19 protein-coding genes and 1 tRNA gene are annotated in these 16,372 nt (G+C 53.4%); 13 read left to right on the top strand and 7 right to left on the bottom strand.

The window, feature by feature from the left end:
* Positions 1-78 precede the first annotated feature (78 nt).
* Positions 79-639 (top strand): orotate phosphoribosyltransferase, encoded by a 561-nt coding sequence (gene pyrE, locus ACZ5M3_RS06905; RefSeq protein WP_464838958.1) that lies wholly within the window; start codon positions 79-81, stop codon positions 637-639.
* Here the strand turns inward: pyrE and ACZ5M3_RS06900 are convergent.
* Positions 595-1,425 (bottom strand): MinD/ParA family ATP-binding protein, encoded by an 831-nt coding sequence (locus tag ACZ5M3_RS06900; protein WP_464838957.1) that lies wholly within the window; start codon positions 1,423-1,425, stop codon positions 595-597. The genes pyrE and ACZ5M3_RS06900 overlap by 45 nt on opposite strands.
* Before the next feature lie 46 nt (positions 1,426-1,471).
* Complete coding sequence (locus ACZ5M3_RS06895; protein WP_297092947.1) at positions 1,472-1,687, bottom strand: ArsR family transcriptional regulator; 216 nt, start codon at positions 1,685-1,687, stop codon at positions 1,472-1,474.
* Positions 1,688-1,795: 108 nt separating this feature from the next.
* On the opposite strand from ACZ5M3_RS06895, the gene rlmD reads away from it, so the two are divergent.
* Both rlmD and lrpA read left to right on the top strand, forming a co-directional pair.
* Positions 1,796-3,049 (top strand): 23S rRNA (uracil(1939)-C(5))-methyltransferase RlmD, encoded by a 1,254-nt coding sequence (rlmD, locus tag ACZ5M3_RS06890; protein ID WP_464838956.1) that lies wholly within the window; start codon positions 1,796-1,798, stop codon positions 3,047-3,049.
* Between the two features lie 69 nt (positions 3,050-3,118).
* Positions 3,119-3,544, top strand: a complete 426-nt coding sequence (gene lrpA, locus ACZ5M3_RS06885; RefSeq protein ID WP_464838955.1) for an HTH-type transcriptional regulator LrpA — start codon at positions 3,119-3,121, stop codon at positions 3,542-3,544.
* 137 nt (positions 3,545-3,681) lie between these two features.
* Here lrpA and ACZ5M3_RS06880 read toward each other — a convergent pair.
* Both ACZ5M3_RS06880 and ACZ5M3_RS06875 read right to left on the bottom strand, forming a co-directional pair.
* Positions 3,682-3,759 (bottom strand) — tRNA-Gly (locus tag ACZ5M3_RS06880).
* A gap of 44 nt (positions 3,760-3,803) precedes the next feature.
* Complete coding sequence (locus ACZ5M3_RS06875; RefSeq protein ID WP_464838954.1) at positions 3,804-4,406, bottom strand: class I SAM-dependent methyltransferase; 603 nt, start codon at positions 4,404-4,406, stop codon at positions 3,804-3,806.
* A 99-nt stretch (positions 4,407-4,505) separates the two neighbouring features.
* Here ACZ5M3_RS06875 and ACZ5M3_RS06870 point away from each other — a divergent pair, with 99 nt between their 5' ends.
* From ACZ5M3_RS06870 to ACZ5M3_RS06825, 10 genes are all read left to right on the top strand, one after another.
* A complete protein-coding gene (locus tag ACZ5M3_RS06870) occupies positions 4,506-5,141 on the top strand; it encodes a hypothetical protein (protein ID WP_464840796.1) in 636 nt (211 codons plus the stop codon).
* A gap of 209 nt (positions 5,142-5,350) precedes the next feature.
* Positions 5,351-5,716, top strand: a complete 366-nt coding sequence (locus ACZ5M3_RS06865) for a hypothetical protein (RefSeq protein ID WP_464838953.1) — start codon at positions 5,351-5,353, stop codon at positions 5,714-5,716.
* 15 nt (positions 5,717-5,731) lie between these two features.
* Positions 5,732-6,748 (top strand): hypothetical protein, encoded by a 1,017-nt coding sequence (locus tag ACZ5M3_RS06860; RefSeq protein ID WP_464838952.1) that lies wholly within the window; start codon positions 5,732-5,734, stop codon positions 6,746-6,748.
* Positions 6,745-7,779: a hypothetical protein gene (locus ACZ5M3_RS06855; protein ID WP_464838951.1), complete on the top strand. Its 1,035-nt coding sequence runs from the start codon at positions 6,745-6,747 to the stop codon at positions 7,777-7,779. Before ACZ5M3_RS06860 ends, ACZ5M3_RS06855 begins: the two co-directional genes overlap by 4 nt.
* Entirely contained in the window at positions 7,764-8,810 is a 1,047-nt protein-coding gene (locus tag ACZ5M3_RS06850) for a hypothetical protein (protein WP_464838950.1), read from the top strand. Before ACZ5M3_RS06855 ends, ACZ5M3_RS06850 begins: the two co-directional genes overlap by 16 nt.
* The gene (locus tag ACZ5M3_RS06845) at positions 8,807-10,399 is read left to right on the top strand and encodes a PEGA domain-containing protein (RefSeq protein WP_464838949.1); all 1,593 of its coding nucleotides are present in this window, start codon (positions 8,807-8,809) and stop codon (positions 10,397-10,399) included. The genes ACZ5M3_RS06850 and ACZ5M3_RS06845 overlap by 4 nt, the downstream gene beginning before the upstream one ends.
* Positions 10,399-11,439: a hypothetical protein gene (locus tag ACZ5M3_RS06840; RefSeq protein ID WP_464838948.1), complete on the top strand. Its 1,041-nt coding sequence runs from the start codon at positions 10,399-10,401 to the stop codon at positions 11,437-11,439. Before ACZ5M3_RS06845 ends, ACZ5M3_RS06840 begins: the two co-directional genes overlap by 1 nt.
* Before the next feature lie 4 nt (positions 11,440-11,443).
* Positions 11,444-12,214, top strand: a complete 771-nt coding sequence (locus ACZ5M3_RS06835; RefSeq protein WP_464838947.1) for an ABC transporter permease — start codon at positions 11,444-11,446, stop codon at positions 12,212-12,214.
* The gene (locus ACZ5M3_RS06830) at positions 12,211-12,648 is read left to right on the top strand and encodes a hypothetical protein (RefSeq protein ID WP_464838946.1); all 438 of its coding nucleotides are present in this window, start codon (positions 12,211-12,213) and stop codon (positions 12,646-12,648) included. Before ACZ5M3_RS06835 ends, ACZ5M3_RS06830 begins: the two co-directional genes overlap by 4 nt.
* Positions 12,645-13,307: an ABC transporter ATP-binding protein gene (locus ACZ5M3_RS06825; RefSeq protein WP_464838945.1), complete on the top strand. Its 663-nt coding sequence runs from the start codon at positions 12,645-12,647 to the stop codon at positions 13,305-13,307. The genes ACZ5M3_RS06830 and ACZ5M3_RS06825 overlap by 4 nt, the downstream gene beginning before the upstream one ends.
* Here ACZ5M3_RS06825 and ACZ5M3_RS06820 read toward each other — a convergent pair.
* The 3 genes from ACZ5M3_RS06820 to ACZ5M3_RS06810 are packed head-to-tail and all read right to left on the bottom strand — an operon-like array spanning position 13,304 to position 16,253.
* Positions 13,304-13,603, bottom strand: coding sequence for a DUF2103 domain-containing protein (locus tag ACZ5M3_RS06820; protein ID WP_464838944.1), 300 nt, complete (start codon positions 13,601-13,603; stop codon positions 13,304-13,306). The two genes, ACZ5M3_RS06825 and ACZ5M3_RS06820, sit on opposite strands and share 4 nt — an antisense overlap.
* A gap of 31 nt (positions 13,604-13,634) precedes the next feature.
* The gene (gene arcS, locus ACZ5M3_RS06815; RefSeq protein ID WP_464838943.1) at positions 13,635-15,341 is read right to left on the bottom strand and encodes an archaeosine synthase subunit alpha; all 1,707 of its coding nucleotides are present in this window, start codon (positions 15,339-15,341) and stop codon (positions 13,635-13,637) included.
* 9 nt (positions 15,342-15,350) lie between these two features.
* A complete protein-coding gene (locus tag ACZ5M3_RS06810; RefSeq protein WP_464838942.1) occupies positions 15,351-16,253 on the bottom strand; it encodes a coiled-coil protein in 903 nt (300 codons plus the stop codon).
* Between the last annotated feature and the right edge of the window lie 119 nt (positions 16,254-16,372).

Below are 16,372 nucleotides of genomic sequence, written 5' to 3'. Positions count from 1 at the left end.
AAGTTGGCATCAACCTTTTTAAACTCCGTGTGTATCTCACCCGTGACTCGCAGGAAAATTTACACAAAGGTGTCCAAAATGGGGGATATGAAAGGCCAGCTCATCGACATGTTCTTCTCGGAGGGGGCCATACTCTTTGGCCGCTTCGTACTCACCTCCGGGCGGGAGAGCGACTACTACATCAACGTCAAGAAGCTCTCCACCAATCCTGAGGCGCTGAGGCTCATCGCGAGGCTGATGGCGGAGAAGGCCAAGGCCCTCGGCATCGAGTTCGACCGCGTCGCCGGCCCGGAACTCGGGGCCGTACCGATAGCGACGGCCCTATCGCTGGAAGCCGGAAAGCCCCTCGTCATAGTCCGCAAGAAGCCCAAGGGACACGGCACAGGGAGCCAGATCGAGGGGGAGGTAAAGCCCGGCGATAGGATACTCCTGGTCGAGGACGTGACGACCACAGGAGGGAGCGTTCTGAGAGCCGCCGAGGTTCTGGAGAATGCCGGGGCTGAGATAGCCGCCATAAGCGTGGTTGTTGACAGGGAAGAGGGGGCCGGCGAGAGAATAGAAAAGAAGTACAGGTTCATACCCCTTGTCACGGTCTCAGAGCTTTTTGCCCGCAGGGACTCTGCCGGGATGGAGAAATGAGATTATTGCCTCGTATAACCTGCGGAGTATGCCCTCTTTCTTCTTTTCGAATATCCACTCGTTCAGAACGTCACCCGCTTCCCGGATGGCCTTCGATGCCGGAGCGTGGGGCGCGTAGTCAAGAACCGGCCGTCCTATGTTCGTCGCTTCCGGAACCTTGTAGTCGTAGGGGATTATCCCAACGACGGGGACGTCGACGCTGTACTCAAGGAAGTCCACAACGTCGTCGATGTTGTGGGACGATTCCCTGACCTTGTTTATTATCACCCCCACCTTAAGCCCGTAGGCCTCGCCAAGGGCCTTGAGCTTGATAACCTCGTTCTCCACCATTCTGTGAATCGAGTGTATCGGGCAGCGCTCTATCTCTAGTATTATAAGCTGATACTGGGCCAGCCGGAAGGTCGATATCGTGTCGAAGGGTATGCCGACGGGCGAGTCTATTATCGTCAGCTGATACCTCGTTGAAATCTCCCTCACGATGTCCCTGAGTCGTTTGTTGTCGAGGTCGATGACGTCGTACAGCCTTGAGCTCCCCGGAAGCACGTCAACCCCTGTGTTGACGTCGTGGTAAACGGCGTTGAGAACGCGCATGTCCGGGTTCTTCAGGAGGGTGTGAAGATTGTAGACCGGGTTGTATATCCCAAAATGAAAGGCAAGCTTGGGCAGGTACAGGTCGCCGTCTATGACGAGCGTCCTGTATCCGTTCTTGGAAAAGTACGTGCTCAGGTTGGCGGTCATCGTGGTCTTTCCAGCGCCGCCCCTACCGGTTATCACCACTGATACCACTGCCCGTGCCTCCGCTCATGTGTTATTTAAAAAATGGCTGGAGGTGTTAGATGAAGTCCTCTATGGTTTTTGCCCTGACCATTATTGAAGCCTTCTCCCGGCCGTAGAAGACCTCCACCAGACCGTCGGATTCAAGCTGTTTAACGGTTTTGAGAACCGCGGACATTGGGGTTTCAAGCTCCGCACTCAGGGCCTGGAGCGCCACGGCCCTTTTTTTGGTGGCAAGGACCTTATAAACAACATCCTTACGCCTGCCGAACATCGGGGGCACCGGTATATAATTACCACGACCACCTAAATAAACCTTCTGTGGACGGGATTGGCACAGGTACAAGGGCAGATTTATAAAGCAACCGCTGAAGAGAGAATCATGCGCGGGGTCGTTGAGAGGCTTGATAGCGAGGGACTGGGAGTCGTGAGACTCGGAAAGAAGGAGGTTCATGTCCCCTTCACCGCACCCGGAGACGAGGTGGAAATAAGGGGATGGCGGAGGAAGAAGAGAACCCTTGTGGCAACCGATTTTGAGGTGGTAAAGCCTTCTCCGGTGAGAACTGAGCCAAAGTGCCCCCACTTCGGTATATGCGGTGGCTGCCTGCTCCAGCACCTCCCCTATGAGGAGCAGATCAGGTTTAAATCCGACAAGTTATCTCAGATTTTGGGTTTTGATGTCGATGTTATCCAGTCACCTGTGATATATGGACATAGAAACCGCATTGATGTTGTCATCTCTACAAAAGGCGTTGGATTCAGACGGCGCGGTACGTGGTGGGACGCGGTTGACATCGAGTGGTGTTCCGTGTTCGGCGAATCCAGCAGGAGGGTTCTCCGCTCCCTGAGGGACTTCATCGAGGACTTTAAACCGAGCCTGTATGAGATCCGCAGGAACGAGGGGTTTTTGAGGTACATAGTTGTCCGGGAGGGCAAGTTTACGGGAGAGCTCATGGTGAACCTTGTTACCTCGGAGGGGAGTCTTCCTGAGGAGTTTCCTGAGTACTTCGACTATGCCACCTCCGTCTACTGGAGCGTTAACAGAACCAAGAGCGACGTCTCCTACGGCGATGTTGAGAGGTTCTGGGGCTCCGAGTTTATACGGGAGAAGCTCGACGACGTTACATACCTGATCCACCCGAACAGCTTTTTCCAGACCAACAGCTATCAGGCAGTCAACCTAGTCCGGCGGGTGGCCGAGCTCGTCGATGGCGAGAGGGTGCTCGACCTGTACTCCGGTGTCGGAACCTTCGGAATATACCTCGCCAAGCGGGGCTTTAGCGTGGAGGGGATAGAGGCCAATCCCTTCGCCGTGGAGATGGCCAATAAAAATGTCCGGCTGAACGGCGTTGAGGCCACCTTCACCGTCGGAGAGGACAGGGATGTCGAAAATCTTTCAAAATACGACACGGTAATCGTGGATCCTCCAAGGGCGGGGCTGCACCCCCGGCTAATAAGGAAAATCTTAAAAGACAAACCGCAAAGCATCGTTTACGTCTCCTGCAACCCAAAGACCCTCAGGGCAAATCTCGATGAGCTGGTAGGGGCTTACTCCCTGGACGCTGCTGTGGGGCTTGACATGTTCCCCCACACGCCTCACGTGGAGATGGTTGTCAAACTTAAACTCAAGGTTTAACTTTAGAACCAATAGGTTCAAAAACTTAATATACTTAGTCTGCATAACATTGAACAGAGGTGATAAAAAATGCTTGATGAAAGAGACAGGATTATAATCGAGATGCTCACCAAGGATGCCCGCACTCCTTTCACGGAGATAGCCAAGGTTCTGGGCATCAGCGAGACGGCCGTCAGGAAGAGGGTCAAGGCCCTTGAGGAGGCCGGGGTTATCAGGCAGTACACCGTTGTCGTTGACCCCTCAAAGCTCGGCTACAACCTCGTCAGCCTGACCGGGGTTGACACCCTTCCCGAGAAGATATTCGACGTTGCCAGCAAGCTCAGGGAGTTTGAGTTCGTCAGGAGCGTCTATCTCACCAGCGGCGACCACATGATAATGGCCGAGGTGTGGGCCAAGGACGGGGAGGATCTCTCCGACATAATCTCCAACAGGATAGGCAAGATAGAGGGTGTTACCAAAGTCTGCCCCGCCATCATCCTTGAGAAGCTGAAGTGAGCTTTTCTCTTTTTACTTCGGGAGCCTGGCAAGAACGGTAGAACGAAGTCCAGTATGCGCCATATCTTGGATTTTTATATTTGGGGATGTTTTGAAACCTTGTCAGCCATGTAGGGGTCACGTCCGCAAGAATAGTATGGTGCGGTGGCCGGGATTCGAACCCGGGTTACCGGCTTGGGAGGCCGGTGTCCTAGACCAGGCTAGACTACCACCGCTCAGCCCAGCCCGTAATATAGGGAACCTTCGAACTTTAAAAGTTTTATCCCTCTTTTCTCCCAACGATAAGCCTCACGACGCCCGCGTAGAGCCTCTCCTCGTGCTCCACATTGAAGTACTTCTCCACGAGCCTGTGCGTCTCCCTCAGGGTGTTGTCCTCTATGAGCCAGCCGAGGAACAGATCAAGGGGCTTGAGGAGGAGCCAGTTAATGAGCCTGCAGTCGCTCTTCGTGTGCTCTAGGAACACAGCCCTTCCGTCGGGCCTCAGGACGCGGTGGATCTCCTTCATGGCTCTCTCCGGATTCGGGATTGTGCAGAAGACGAAGGTGGAAACCACGGTATCGAAGCTCTCGTCCGGAAATTCCAGCCTCTCGGCGTCCATGACGTAGAAGTGTGAGTTCAGGCCGAGTTCTTTGGCCCTCTTCTTCGCCACCTCGAGCATCTCGGGGACGGCGTCTATCGCGTGCAGTTCGATGTCCCGGGGGTAATAGGGCAGCATGAAGCCGGTCCCTACACCTACTTCGAGAACCTTCCCCGAGACGAACCGGGCGGCCTTCCTCCTCAACGGGTCGAAGAACCTCTCCAGAGGGCCGTCTATCCTCTCGTACCTCTCGCCGAGCCTCGCGTACTTTTCCTTGAAGCTCATAGCCCAGACTTCCCGTCGGGGGTTAAAACCATTGCTGGACAGAACCGGGAAGTCGGCAGACTTTTAAGGTTCTCCCCAAAAACGTGCCCGGTGGTGCTCATGCCGTACCTGCTGATAGAACACCTTGAGGAACTGCGCGACTGGGTTCTGCTGGAGTACAGGCACGCGAGCGAGTGGTGGCGGGAGAGGCTGATATTCACCAACGTGGAGCCGCACGAAAGGGAGGAGCTCGCGAAGCTGGGGAGCGTTTTAACCCAGAGCGTAACCGAGTTCCCCTTTGACAGGTCAAAGCTCATAATCCTCGACCCCTTCGCGGAGGAGGAGCTGAAGCCCGAGGACATTGAGGATGACAGCGTAATCGTCGTTGGGGGAATCCTCGGCGACTTCGAGTTCACGGGGAAGACCAAGAAGTTCATAACCGAGAGGATCGAAGGCGCCAAGGCGAGACATATCGGGAGCGTACAGTTCTCCATAGACGGCTCGGCGATAGTGGCGAAGCTCATCGCGGAGGGAAAGCGGCTAGAGGAGATAGAGTACGAGCTCAACCCCACGATAAGGCTCGACGAGTTCAGCGAGATAACGCTCCACTACGCGGTTCCGAAGCTGGACGGAAAGCTTCTCCTGACGCCGGGCCTCATAGACCTCCAGAAAAAGGAACTTGGCTATACTGAGGTCGATGAAGAGATAAGTGACGAGGAGCTTGAGGCCTTCTTCGAGGGGAAGGGGGAGCTTTAGGTCAGTTCCAAATTCAGCGGGTTCACTAAAAGATCCCACTATCCGTATTCTTGTTTCTCATCGCGCGCCTGTATGATCCCGAATCCGTGTTACTATAGTGGGGTAAACGGACGAGTTTATAATCGCCGACTGTAATACGGACTCCAGCATACAGTAAAACTTTTAAGGATTCTGGCGTTATTATTAATGCCCATTTTGGAGGTGCTACCATGAAGCGTGGGGTGCTGCTCGGAGTCCTCCTAGTAGGAGGACTATTGATCGGCCTTGTGAATGCCGCAGGGAGCGTTTCGACCCAAAGCTGCTGGACTCCCACAGACCATAACAGCGACGTCAGGGAGTGGAGTCAGGACGAGTGGGTGTGGGCCGGAATCCACGGACAAGTCCTTGTCTGCGACGGAAAATTCCAGAGGATCCTCACCGACACGGTTCATGGAACAGCCACGGCGAAGGGAATGAAGAACTGGTACAGACAAATTAGGATAACCTCAAAAGTCGCATACGCCAGAGTGGACTACACCAGATACAATGGAGAAACCGGAACTGCACTCGCGGATATTCCAAATTATTTCAGATGACTCGGAGGGAAATCCATGCGAAAACTCTTCGCTTTAATTTTTGTAGTCCTGGTCTCATTGTGGTACCTTCCCTTCGTAAACTCCTTTCCGTATTGGTTTCATGAGGGAGCTTATGTTAAATATGCCCTTCTCTCGCCAGAGGGAAAGGATGACGGGAAGGCCAATATTTTTGAGGTTTATCCGCCTTTGATGCCCCCAAGTGCAAGGAAGAAGCTGTTGGCAATTGAAGAAGTCAGTGAAGATGAACCGGTGTCCATTTTTGTTAGAGGAGACGTGTTCCTGACGTTTAGGGTCGTGTCCATAAAGAATGACTCTGCCAAAATTAACATCACGCTGGAGCTTAACGATGCATGGGTCTACAACAGACATAGAATAGGCGTGCTAAAGCTCAGTAGAGTTCTGTTGCTCAACCGGAGCGACATGAGGTATTATGATGAAAACGGAGCCGCATTTGGAAGACCCATCTTCTTTATGAATCCTTTAAGTCCGCCCCGTCGGGATGAACTTTGGATGAACGTCTCGCCGCTGGTTAAGTTGGGGATATCCACAAAAGATCTTATGGTAAAAAACGTATCCTATTCCTGGATGGCGGATAAAACTCTTCACACGTACTACCGAGATTTTGTTTCGCCATACATCTATATTGAGAGCAACCGGGCACCCTTTTTCTGGAAACTTCCCGATGGATACATCTCAGGAAGCCTCCATATTGGCGCTGTTTACGACTTTGATACCGGGATAATGCTAACCTCTGTGTTTACCAAATCCTCCCCTGAACTCCTCTCATTGGGTATTGTGCTTGGGAGCGACTATGATTATCGGGCAGGCGAAAAACTATCAAAACTTTTTGATGAGGGGAAAACCGACAGGGAATGGTGGCAACCGGGATTTAATCTCTACGACACAAACATCAAGTTTCCAGAGTACAACGTCAGCGACTCCGAATCAACTCCTTCGAAATACTTCTTCCTAGCTGCCCTTCTCGCCCTGTTAATCTCTGCACTCATAAGCTGGAGGTGTAGAGGGGAATGAAAAAGAGCATTATAATTCCAATTTCAATTATTCTAATCACCTCAGTGGCCCCGGTCTCTTCCGCAGCTCCCTATTGGTTCAGGGAAGGAACCTACCTCAGGTACGCCGCAAAAATGCCCGAACACCCAGACCGGCACAAGGTAAACGTATTCCCCGTGTGGCCGCAGCTTCTTCCCAGGGATGCATACTCCAGAATAAAGAAGACCTACGAGGGAACCTCAAACCTGATTAAGATGGACAACAACTCAATGGTACCTCTACTGGTGAGGGGAGATTCGTATTTGACTTTTGAAGTTCTCAACGTGACTAATACAACTGCTCTCGTGAGGGTTACTCTGGAATTGAACAACGTGAGCATGGGGCCAGGAGCAACACTCCCCCGCTTGGTTCTATCGAAGGTTCTCCGCTTAAATCTGACTGACATGATGTACTACGAGGAGGACGGCACACCAATCGGCCCCCCAACTTTCTTCATAGACCCCAGCAATCCCCCAACCAAAGGGGAGCACGTTCTCTCGCCCGAGTTCATGAAAAAACACCGTTTACTGGGAGACGATATTGTTGTAACGAACGTCTCCTTCACGTGGATGGAGGGCAAAATCCTCCACGCGCACTACGGGGATTTTCTGCCTCCTTATCTCTACATCGAGGGGAGAAGCAGGTACCTAGTCTATGACCTAAAAACTGGGGACAGTGTGGAAACCATAACCCAGCTGGTCTACGATATTGACACGGGAATATTGATAACGACGCTGTTCTGTGATGCCACCCCCGAACTCGCCAGCATCGGGGTCATCGACCCATCTCCCCTGGATCGGGTTAACTCCAGGAGGCTTGAAAGACTCGTTGAGGATGGGAAAGCCGACAGGGAGTGGTATGCTCAGGGTTTCAACCTCTATGACACAAATATTAAGTTCCCGGAGACTTCGTCAACAGCAACTCCAAACACGGGAATGAAGTACTTCTTCGCGGTTTCCCTCGTCTGCCTGCTCCTGACCATCACCCTCACCGGGAGGTGGAGAAGAGGATGAGAAAAACCGCCATCATAGTCCTCGCGGTAATAACGCTCCCAATAATAATACCTCCCACCTACTCCCACCCATACTGGTTCAAAGAAGGAGCCTACATCAAATACGCAATGAAAATGCCCGACAACCCCGAGAAAAACGAGGTAAACATCTTTATGATCTGGCCAAGACTCCTTCCAAAGGACACTTACGAGCAGATTAGGGAGATTTATGAGAAGGGCACCAGCCCCATCAAAATTGACAACCGCAGCATGATATCGCTCTTCGTTACGGGAGATTCGTATCTAACTTTTGAAATTTTTAACGTCACTAATGAGAGCGCCCTCGTAAGGGTTACTCTGGAATTGAACAACGTGAGTGTGAGGCCGGGAGCAACGCTCCCCCACCTGGTTCTATCAAAGGTTCTTTACCTGAACCTCAGCGATATGGTGTATTACGAAGAAGATGGTACTCCAATCGGACCCCCAACTTTCTTCATAAACCCCTCACACCCGCCGAAAAAGGGTGATTACCTCCTCACACCAGATTTCCTGAAGAAATACGACATCAAAGGGGACGATATTGTTGTAACGAACGCCTCCTTCACGTGGATGGAAGACAAAATCCTCCACACGCACTACGGGGATTTTATCCCCCCCTATTTGTTTGTCGAGAGCAAGGGTGCGTATGTTATTGATGATCTAACAAGGGGCGGGGGCCATACTATAATAACAGAGCTGGTTTACGAACCGGATACTGGTGTTCTAGTAACAACAATTTTTGCGGATATGACGTCAGAAATGACAAGTCTGGGGATTGTAGGAGCGATTGCCCTTGATAGAGCTAACTCCAGAAAACTGCACAAGCTCATCGATGAGGGGAAGGATGACAGGGAGTGGTACGGGGAGGGTTTCAACCTCTATGACACAAACATCAAGTTCCCAGACTACGGAACAAAACACTCGCCCTCAACTCCCATGAAATACTTCTTTGCCCTGACACTGCTCGTCCTCCTGATGACCTTTGTCTGGAATAAACGGAGGTGGAGACGGTGAGATGGAACGCGCTCTTACTGGCGGTTTTGGTGGCGGGTCTGCTAATTCCCCCCGTGTACTCTACCGGAGAAAACGGTGAGATGGGATATCTCTTCGTTGAGGCACCGGATGGACTGATAGCTGAGATATCGGGAATGGGTTCCTATCCTACCCCGGTGGGCCTGGCGCTTCCTCCCGGGAACTACACCGTCAGGATACCCGGAAACGTCACGGTGGCTGCCCAGGTTTCCGTGGTGGCCGGAACTTCTACAATCGTTCGCGTAGATCCCGACACGATCGGAGATGCCGTCTCGGGCGAGGGAATAGTCTCCATAAGGGCCACCTTCAACGAGAGCGCCAACTACAGTCAGGAAAAGCTGCACCCCACATTCGATCCATTCGCGGTTCCATCGGGAGGATGTGGTGGAGGTTCTCCCTATATCAACATCTCTAAACCCTATCCAATGGGGCTTCTCGTCAGAGGTAGGGAGGAAATATATATTACTCTCAATGGAACCTTTATGCATCTCGGAGATGAGAGTAGTGGAAGGGCCTGCATTGAATATGTGGAGGTACATCCTGGAGTAAGCGATAGAATGGAAAACGTTATAAATGCCACCTACGTCGTCCCGTTGGCACGGCTGGAGATAGACTCAACCCCGGAAAACCTGACGATATACCTCAACGGGGGCCACAACCGCTACATCTTCTACACCCCCATGGGCTTTTACGTCCCCGCGATTCCCCACGACGTCTACAACGCAACTGCCTTTAGTGGTTTCCACGGAACAATACGAATCCCAGTCATCCATAAGCTCGACACCCACACCGTGGGGATAGCCGACTACCACTACCTCGTTGAGAGCGTCGTGAAGGTTGCCCCCAACGAGACGTACCACGTCAACGTGAACATGGAGAAGGTCAAGTCTGGGCTAATGGTGGAGAGGAAGGCGGTGAAAACTGTCCCGCTTGAAATCGGGTCGGAGCCCTCAAACGCATCGGTTATAGTCACGGACGGTGTTCTGAGGGCCTTTGCCACCACTCCGGCTACCCTCTTCCTCCCGCCTGGGAACTACACTGTCATAGCCTCCAGGGGCAATCTCTCCGCCAAGACGCAGGTGGTTCTGCGGGAAAGCTCCAGTGTCCTCCTGAAACTCACCCCCGCCAACGCGACTCTCAGCCTCTCGGTGCATCCGGAGAACGCGACGGTGCTGCTGGACGGGAAGGAAGTTGAAAGCGGAAACCTCACCCTGAACCCCGGACGCTACAACCTCACGGTGAAGGCCCCTGGCCACCTAACGAAGAGCATTGAGATAATCCTGGCACCCAACGAGTCAAAGAGGGTTGAGGTGAGCCTGGAAAAGAAGCCAGCCGTGGAGGATGCTCGGACAGTTATTTCACCACCGCACAGCGGAGCGGACGACTTTAATCCCGGGGAGAATATTCAGAACGAACAAAACGGGGCTTTCAATGACACGCAGACCCTCACCACACCCCCTGCCGGCAGAGCCCCCCGTACGCCCGGAAGGGACAACGGCTCCCTGCTGCTTAAGGGAGGACTGCTCGCGGGAATAATTGCCGCGGTCTATCTCGTGCTTAGAAAGAGATGATGGAGATGATGGGTAATGAGGAGGGGCGGGCAGTGGACCACAAGCACGCATTAGCATTTTTCCTCTTTTCACTTTTTCTGGCACAGCCGGTGTACTCGATTCCCAGCTGGTTCAGAGGAGGAACCTACATCAAATATGCCCTCCCCTCCCCTCAAGATGGAGACGAAAAGAAGGTCAACATCTTCGAGGTTTATCCCCCGTTAATGCCCCCCGATGCAAGGGAGAAGGTGTTGGCAATTAATGAAGTCAGTGAAGACGAGCTAGTGTCTCTGGTCGTTCGGGGAGACGTATTCCTGACTTTTAGGGTATTAAACGTACAAAACGAGACCGCAGTGGTGAACACCACCCTTGAACTCAACGATGTCTGGGTTTACAACAGGTACTACCTGAGAAGAATTGTCATGTCCACCATCCTCACCCTGGATCTTAAACGCATGGTATACATAGATGACAACGGTTCGGTACTTGGAAGACCGACTTTTCTCGTCTCTCCAGTGGATTTACCCTCCAAGAACAGCCTGTTGGTAAACATGAGTGGTGTTAAGAGATTAGGGGCCATGACCAAGGACATTCTGGTGGATAATGTATCATATTCTCCGTGGGAGGATGCAAAGTTGCACACATATTACCGCACTTTTGAGCCCCCGTACATCTACATCTCAAGCTCACAGGTTCCCTTCTACTGGAAACTCAGCGACGGGTACTACTCAACCACGATTTGGGAGTATTACCTCTATGACTTTGACACCGGAGTGATGATAACGGGACTATTTGACGTGACTCCTGAGTTCCTTGCCCTGGGAGTGATAAACGGTGATAGTTACGATTACCTGGCCGCAGAAAAGACGGACGAACTGCAGAAAAAGGGAATAAAGCACGAACTTTGGAATCCTGGTTTCAACCTCTATGACACCAACGTGAAGTTCCCGGACTACGGAACAAAACACTCGCCCCCAACCCCGCTGAGGTACTTCTTTGCCTTCTCCCTTGTGCTGCTCGCGGTGGCATTCATAAAAATCGAACTAACCAAAAGGAGGTGAGTAGATGAGGACCCAGATGAAATGGGAGCTTGAGGATCCCTACAACCTCATAGTGTTTATGTTTGGTTTCGTTATGCTGGGCATCACCTTCTTTTCCGGCCTGACCAGCAACGACGTGACGTTCATGGTAAGCGGGCCGGACGAGATCATAGTTTCAGAAGCGGCCAAGACCCTTGGCCTCACGCTTCCGAGGCTGGGAACCGAGGAGTACACGATATTTGCCCTAACCGGGGCTCTGCTGGTCTCTCTGATGCTAAGATACGACAGGGACACGAGGGTCGCCAAAAGCGTCTACAGCCTGCCGGTCAGGAACTATTCCGTGGTGCTCTCAAAGGCATTATCGGCCATGGTGCTGCTCTTCATAGCATCACTCTTCCCCGCGTTCCTGGCGTTCGTCTACATTCACGGGGACGTTTCGAACCTAATCGGGAAGGCACTCTTCGACGAGGGCTTCCTGGCGGGTTATCTAATCTACTGGGCGGTGATGGTGCTCTACGTGGTCTCGGTGTCGGCCCTTGTGGCGATGCTCTCCCCCAACACCTTCGCCTCCCTCCTGGGGAGCATCACCATCCTCTACGCCCCCCTCGTACTCAGACTGAGGAGCCTCCCACCGGCGGTGATTGACGACGCGTTCTTCAAGGCCTACACAACCCAGTTTTATCCCGCCGATAGGGTAGCGGCGTTCATTGACGGCTCCTTCTATATGGGGATCCTCCTTCCGGCGGTGATGCTGGGGGCGGCCCTCATACTTAGCGAGTGGAGGGATGTCTCATGAGGCTCCTGAAGGCGATACTGCTGTCGATGGTCATCTTGACGCTCCTTGTGTTCCCCATAGAGAAGAACGCGTTGAGCCAGCCGATTTCAGAGGTTGTGCTCGTGGGACAGGGCATCATGGTGCCCTCATCCGGAATCGTCATGTTAAGTTCCAACGCCGATGACGGAACTCAGTACACCGTCAGGGTTTTCGATCCGGAGGATGGAAGAGCAATCCTTGAAAGAAACGTGACCGGCAGTTTCAGGGGCAGGGTTAAACTGGCCCATTCAGGGCCGTACTACTTCTCTGTTCAGACAATGACCCCAGTAACGATGGCGGTGAGGGTCATCAACAGGTACCCTTCGGTGACCACACTCAACATCAGGTACGGTATAGGTGGGATAAACGCCCTCCTTCTGTCGGTTATCCTGCTGTTGGAGGGGAGGAGAAGATGATAACCGCGAAGAATCTCACAAAGCGGTTCGGAAAGCTCGTGGCCCTGGACTCGGTGAACCTGGAGATCGATAAGGGGGTAACGCTGATACTCGGCCCCAACGGCGGCGGCAAGAGCACCTTCCTGAACCTCTGCGCTGGATTATACAGGCCAAGCAGGGGGGAGATCAGGGTTCTGGGTGAGAACCCGTGGAGCAACGACCGCCTGAGGAAGAAAATAGGTGTGTCCTTTGACCCTCCCGCACTTCCCAGACACAGGAGCGGAGAGGAATGGCTCAAATACCTGGCGGAATTCAAGGGGCTCGACGATAGCGAAGTCTTTGAGGCCGCGAAACTCTTCTCCGCTAACGGCTATCTTGATAGAAAGATAGGCGAGTACTCCGCGGGAATGCTGAAAAGGATCAGCCTTGCCCAGGCGTTTCTAGGCAGCCCCGAACTCGTCCTTCTCGATGAACCCCTCGCGAACCTCGATCTCAAGGGGATTAAGGAGGTGGCCGGAATTCTGAAGGAACTGGCGGAGAAAGGCACCAACATGGTGGTAATCTCCCACATATGGCGCCCTCTCGTTGAATTCGCGGACAGGGTGGTCGTCATTGCCGCGGGGAGGGTGGTGCTGGAAGGGACCCCCGACGAGGTGATCCCCAATATCGAGGAGATTTAAGCCTTCCTCCACTCCTCCGCGAGCCTCTCTATCTCCTTTCTCACCATCTCCCTGTCCACTTTACTCACCACTAAAAAGACCTCCTGAACGGAACCGTCGCTCTTCGCTATGAGCTTCAGGCCGGTCTGGGTCTCCCTCGACACCCTTATCTCGAAGCCCCTCGAATCGCTGGCGTATATCCTGCCCGGAATGACCTTCTTGACCCCCGGAATCCGGGCTATCTCTTCGAGGGGCCTCTCAAGCCCCTTGAGGAAGTGGTGCTCCCGCTTGACGCCTTTCTTGAAGTGCTTTGGCATGGAAGAAGAATGGAAAAGAGGTTTTTAGGCGTTACGCCCTCTTCCTCACCTTTACTGCAACACCCTTCCTGGCTCTAACCATCTCCTCTCCAGCGAGAACGGCCTTCCCGACGCCGACGACCTTTCCGTCGCGGACTATGCCGACTATGTCGTCCGGCCTGATGACCGGGTCTGCCTCGTCGACGCCCACGGCGAAGACATCGCCGCGCAGTTCAAAATCGACCTTCACCCAGTAGGCCCTCAGCTTATCGTATATCCTCTGCATTCCGAGGGGCGTGACGCTTATAACTCCGTCCCTGAAGGTTCCCGTCTGCTGGTTATCGACGAAGAGGCGGAGCATCTTTGAACCCTTGACCTTCCCGTTCTCCGGGAGGACGGCCTCTCCGGCACCGGCACCAAAGTGGAAGTCGAAGACCTTCCTTATGCCTTCAAAGTAGCGGTACGTCCTGTCCTCCTTTGTTCCCTCAAGTTCGAACTCCCTCAGGGTCTCCTTGAGCGATTCGAGGCTCTCCCTGCTCGTCGTGCCGTTCTCAACGCGGGTGAAGATTACCTCCCTTCCGGTCATCTCGGAGGCGAGCTTGGCTATCTCGACGTAGGCCTCATCGAGGTGCGCTATTATCGGAACGTCCTCCGGGTACTTCTCAAGGGTTTTTGCCAGAAGCTCCGCCGCGGGCTTTATCTCCTCCTCCCCCCAGTGGCCGGTGACTACTATGTCGTATTTGGCCAGCCACTCCCACTCGCGCGGAACGACGCCGAAGGGCGAAGTTAATATCAGCTCATGGACTTTGGCAACGCCGGAGCCTAAAGCCTCTTTAACCGCCTTCCTGTAGAGGGTGTGTGAGCGGGAGAAGGAGTAGGGCTTTTTGGCGGAGCAGGGGAAGAGTAACACCAGCTCGGTGTTCTTCGGGGGGGTAAAGCGCTCGGCGACGCGCGAGTGCCAGCGCTTAACTTCAGGCCTCCTTATCGAGGCGTCGCTTATGAAGTAGACAGTATCCTTCTGAATCGGCGTGTACTTTTCGAGATAATCGGCGTGCTCCAGGTCGGCTATGCGGAGGATCCCCGCGTGGTACTGGGTCGGGAAGTAGTTCTCAACCAGGTAGCGGAGCTTCCCTCTCTCAAGGGCCTTTCTGACCTCCAGGATGGTCATCCTCGCGAAGTCGATGGAGTTGGGCTCGTCGCTCCAGATGAAGGGGCTGAACCCTGTGAAGCCCTTCCCCTCGAAGTCGTAGAGCTTGAGCGAGCGGGTGTCGAAGGCGTCGACGCCGAGGTAAACGGCGAGGGGATAGAAGAAGGGCTCCAAATCGGTTATTATCATAACGTTCGGGAACCTCTCACGAAGCTCCCTCAGAATTCTCACGAAGTAGCGGTACTCCCGGGTTAGAATCTTTGAGTTGCCGAGGTAGACGGCGTCAAAGTTGTACCTCTCGATTATCTTGAAGAACTCCTCCAGATATTCCGTCCTCCTCAAAGCGGGAAGGTAGAAGGCGTTGAAGCCCTCGTAGTTTACGCTCCAGAGCCTTCCGATCGCCTTCTCTATAACGTCGCCCGGCGTGTAGAAGCCGAGGGGGATTGAGGGGGCGAGGTTGAAGTCATACTCTCCAGGTTCCTTCGGGTGGAAGAAGGAGTTGAAGGGGGATAGAGTAAAGTCTATCCCCGCCAGCGCGGGGGTTCTAAAGGCGTACTCTCCAAGCCTTACGAGGCCCAGCCTTCCAGGCCCCTCGTGTCTGAGCACCTCCATAGCCAGGCCTCAGACGAGGTTGTACCTCTGGAGGAGCAGCAGTTCGTCGAGGGTGAGCTTTTCGCCGCGCTTGAACTTCTCAAGGGCCTCAACGGCCTTTTCGAAGCTCGCATCTTTCTTGGAGCGCATCCTGGCGACGAGCCTGTAGGCTATGAGCTCCTTGTGCCTCTCGTCGTACTCCCTTATCTTCTTCTCGATCTCACGGAGCTCCCTTCTGACCTCCCTTATCTTCTCGCGCAGCTCGACGACCTTGGCGTGGTACTCGTCGGCCTCCTTCTTGACCTCGTCGGCCTGGTTGAAGGCCTTTATCATCTGCTCGTGGAACTGCTGGCTCTGGTTTGCGAGCTTCTGTATCTCCATGCTTATGGCCCTCCTGGCCTTCTTGAGCTGGTCGACCTTCTTCCGGGTCTCCTGGAGCTTGTTGTGGAACCTCTGGGCCTGCTGGATTATCTCAAGCTCGGTCGCCAGAACCTGTATCTGATCGACTATCTGCTTTTCCCTCTCGGGGGTTATGTTCGGGTTGGTCTGGAGCTCCCACTCCAGCTTCTCTATGCGCTCTTGGATCTTCTCGGGCGGCATCTTGAGCCTGCGGAGCTGGTTGTACTCGTCCCTCTTCGTCCTGTACTCGAGTATCTCCTGGTAGAGGAGGTCGAGCTTCGCGTTTATCTCCTCGCGGTTCTTCTTGAGCTCCTGTATCTGCTGGTTGATTTCATCCCTCTTGGCTTTATACTCGCGCCCCTTCTGGCGGAGCTGTTTTACCTCGTTGTTCTTTTCGTCCCTCTTCTGAACCCAGATTTGAAGCTCCTTCTCAAGCTCCTCCAGTTTGGCCCTTATCTCATTTCTCTCCTTTTCAAGGGCCTCAATCTCCCTCTTGATCCTCTTAATTTCCTCTGGATCCACTTTCACTTGCATCTCTCTTCCCCTTCCCTCTTTTTAGAACAGCCCGTGAGCTTACTCCAAACATCTGGACTGAAAACGGTGAGAGTAAATAAAAACTTTTTGGCTGAAATTTTGTGTGCCCTTCAAAAGAA

The organism is Thermococcus coalescens (assembly GCF_055392585.1).
The sequence above is the reverse complement of the archived record's forward strand: the minus strand, read 5'-3'. Positions and strand labels throughout refer to the sequence as shown.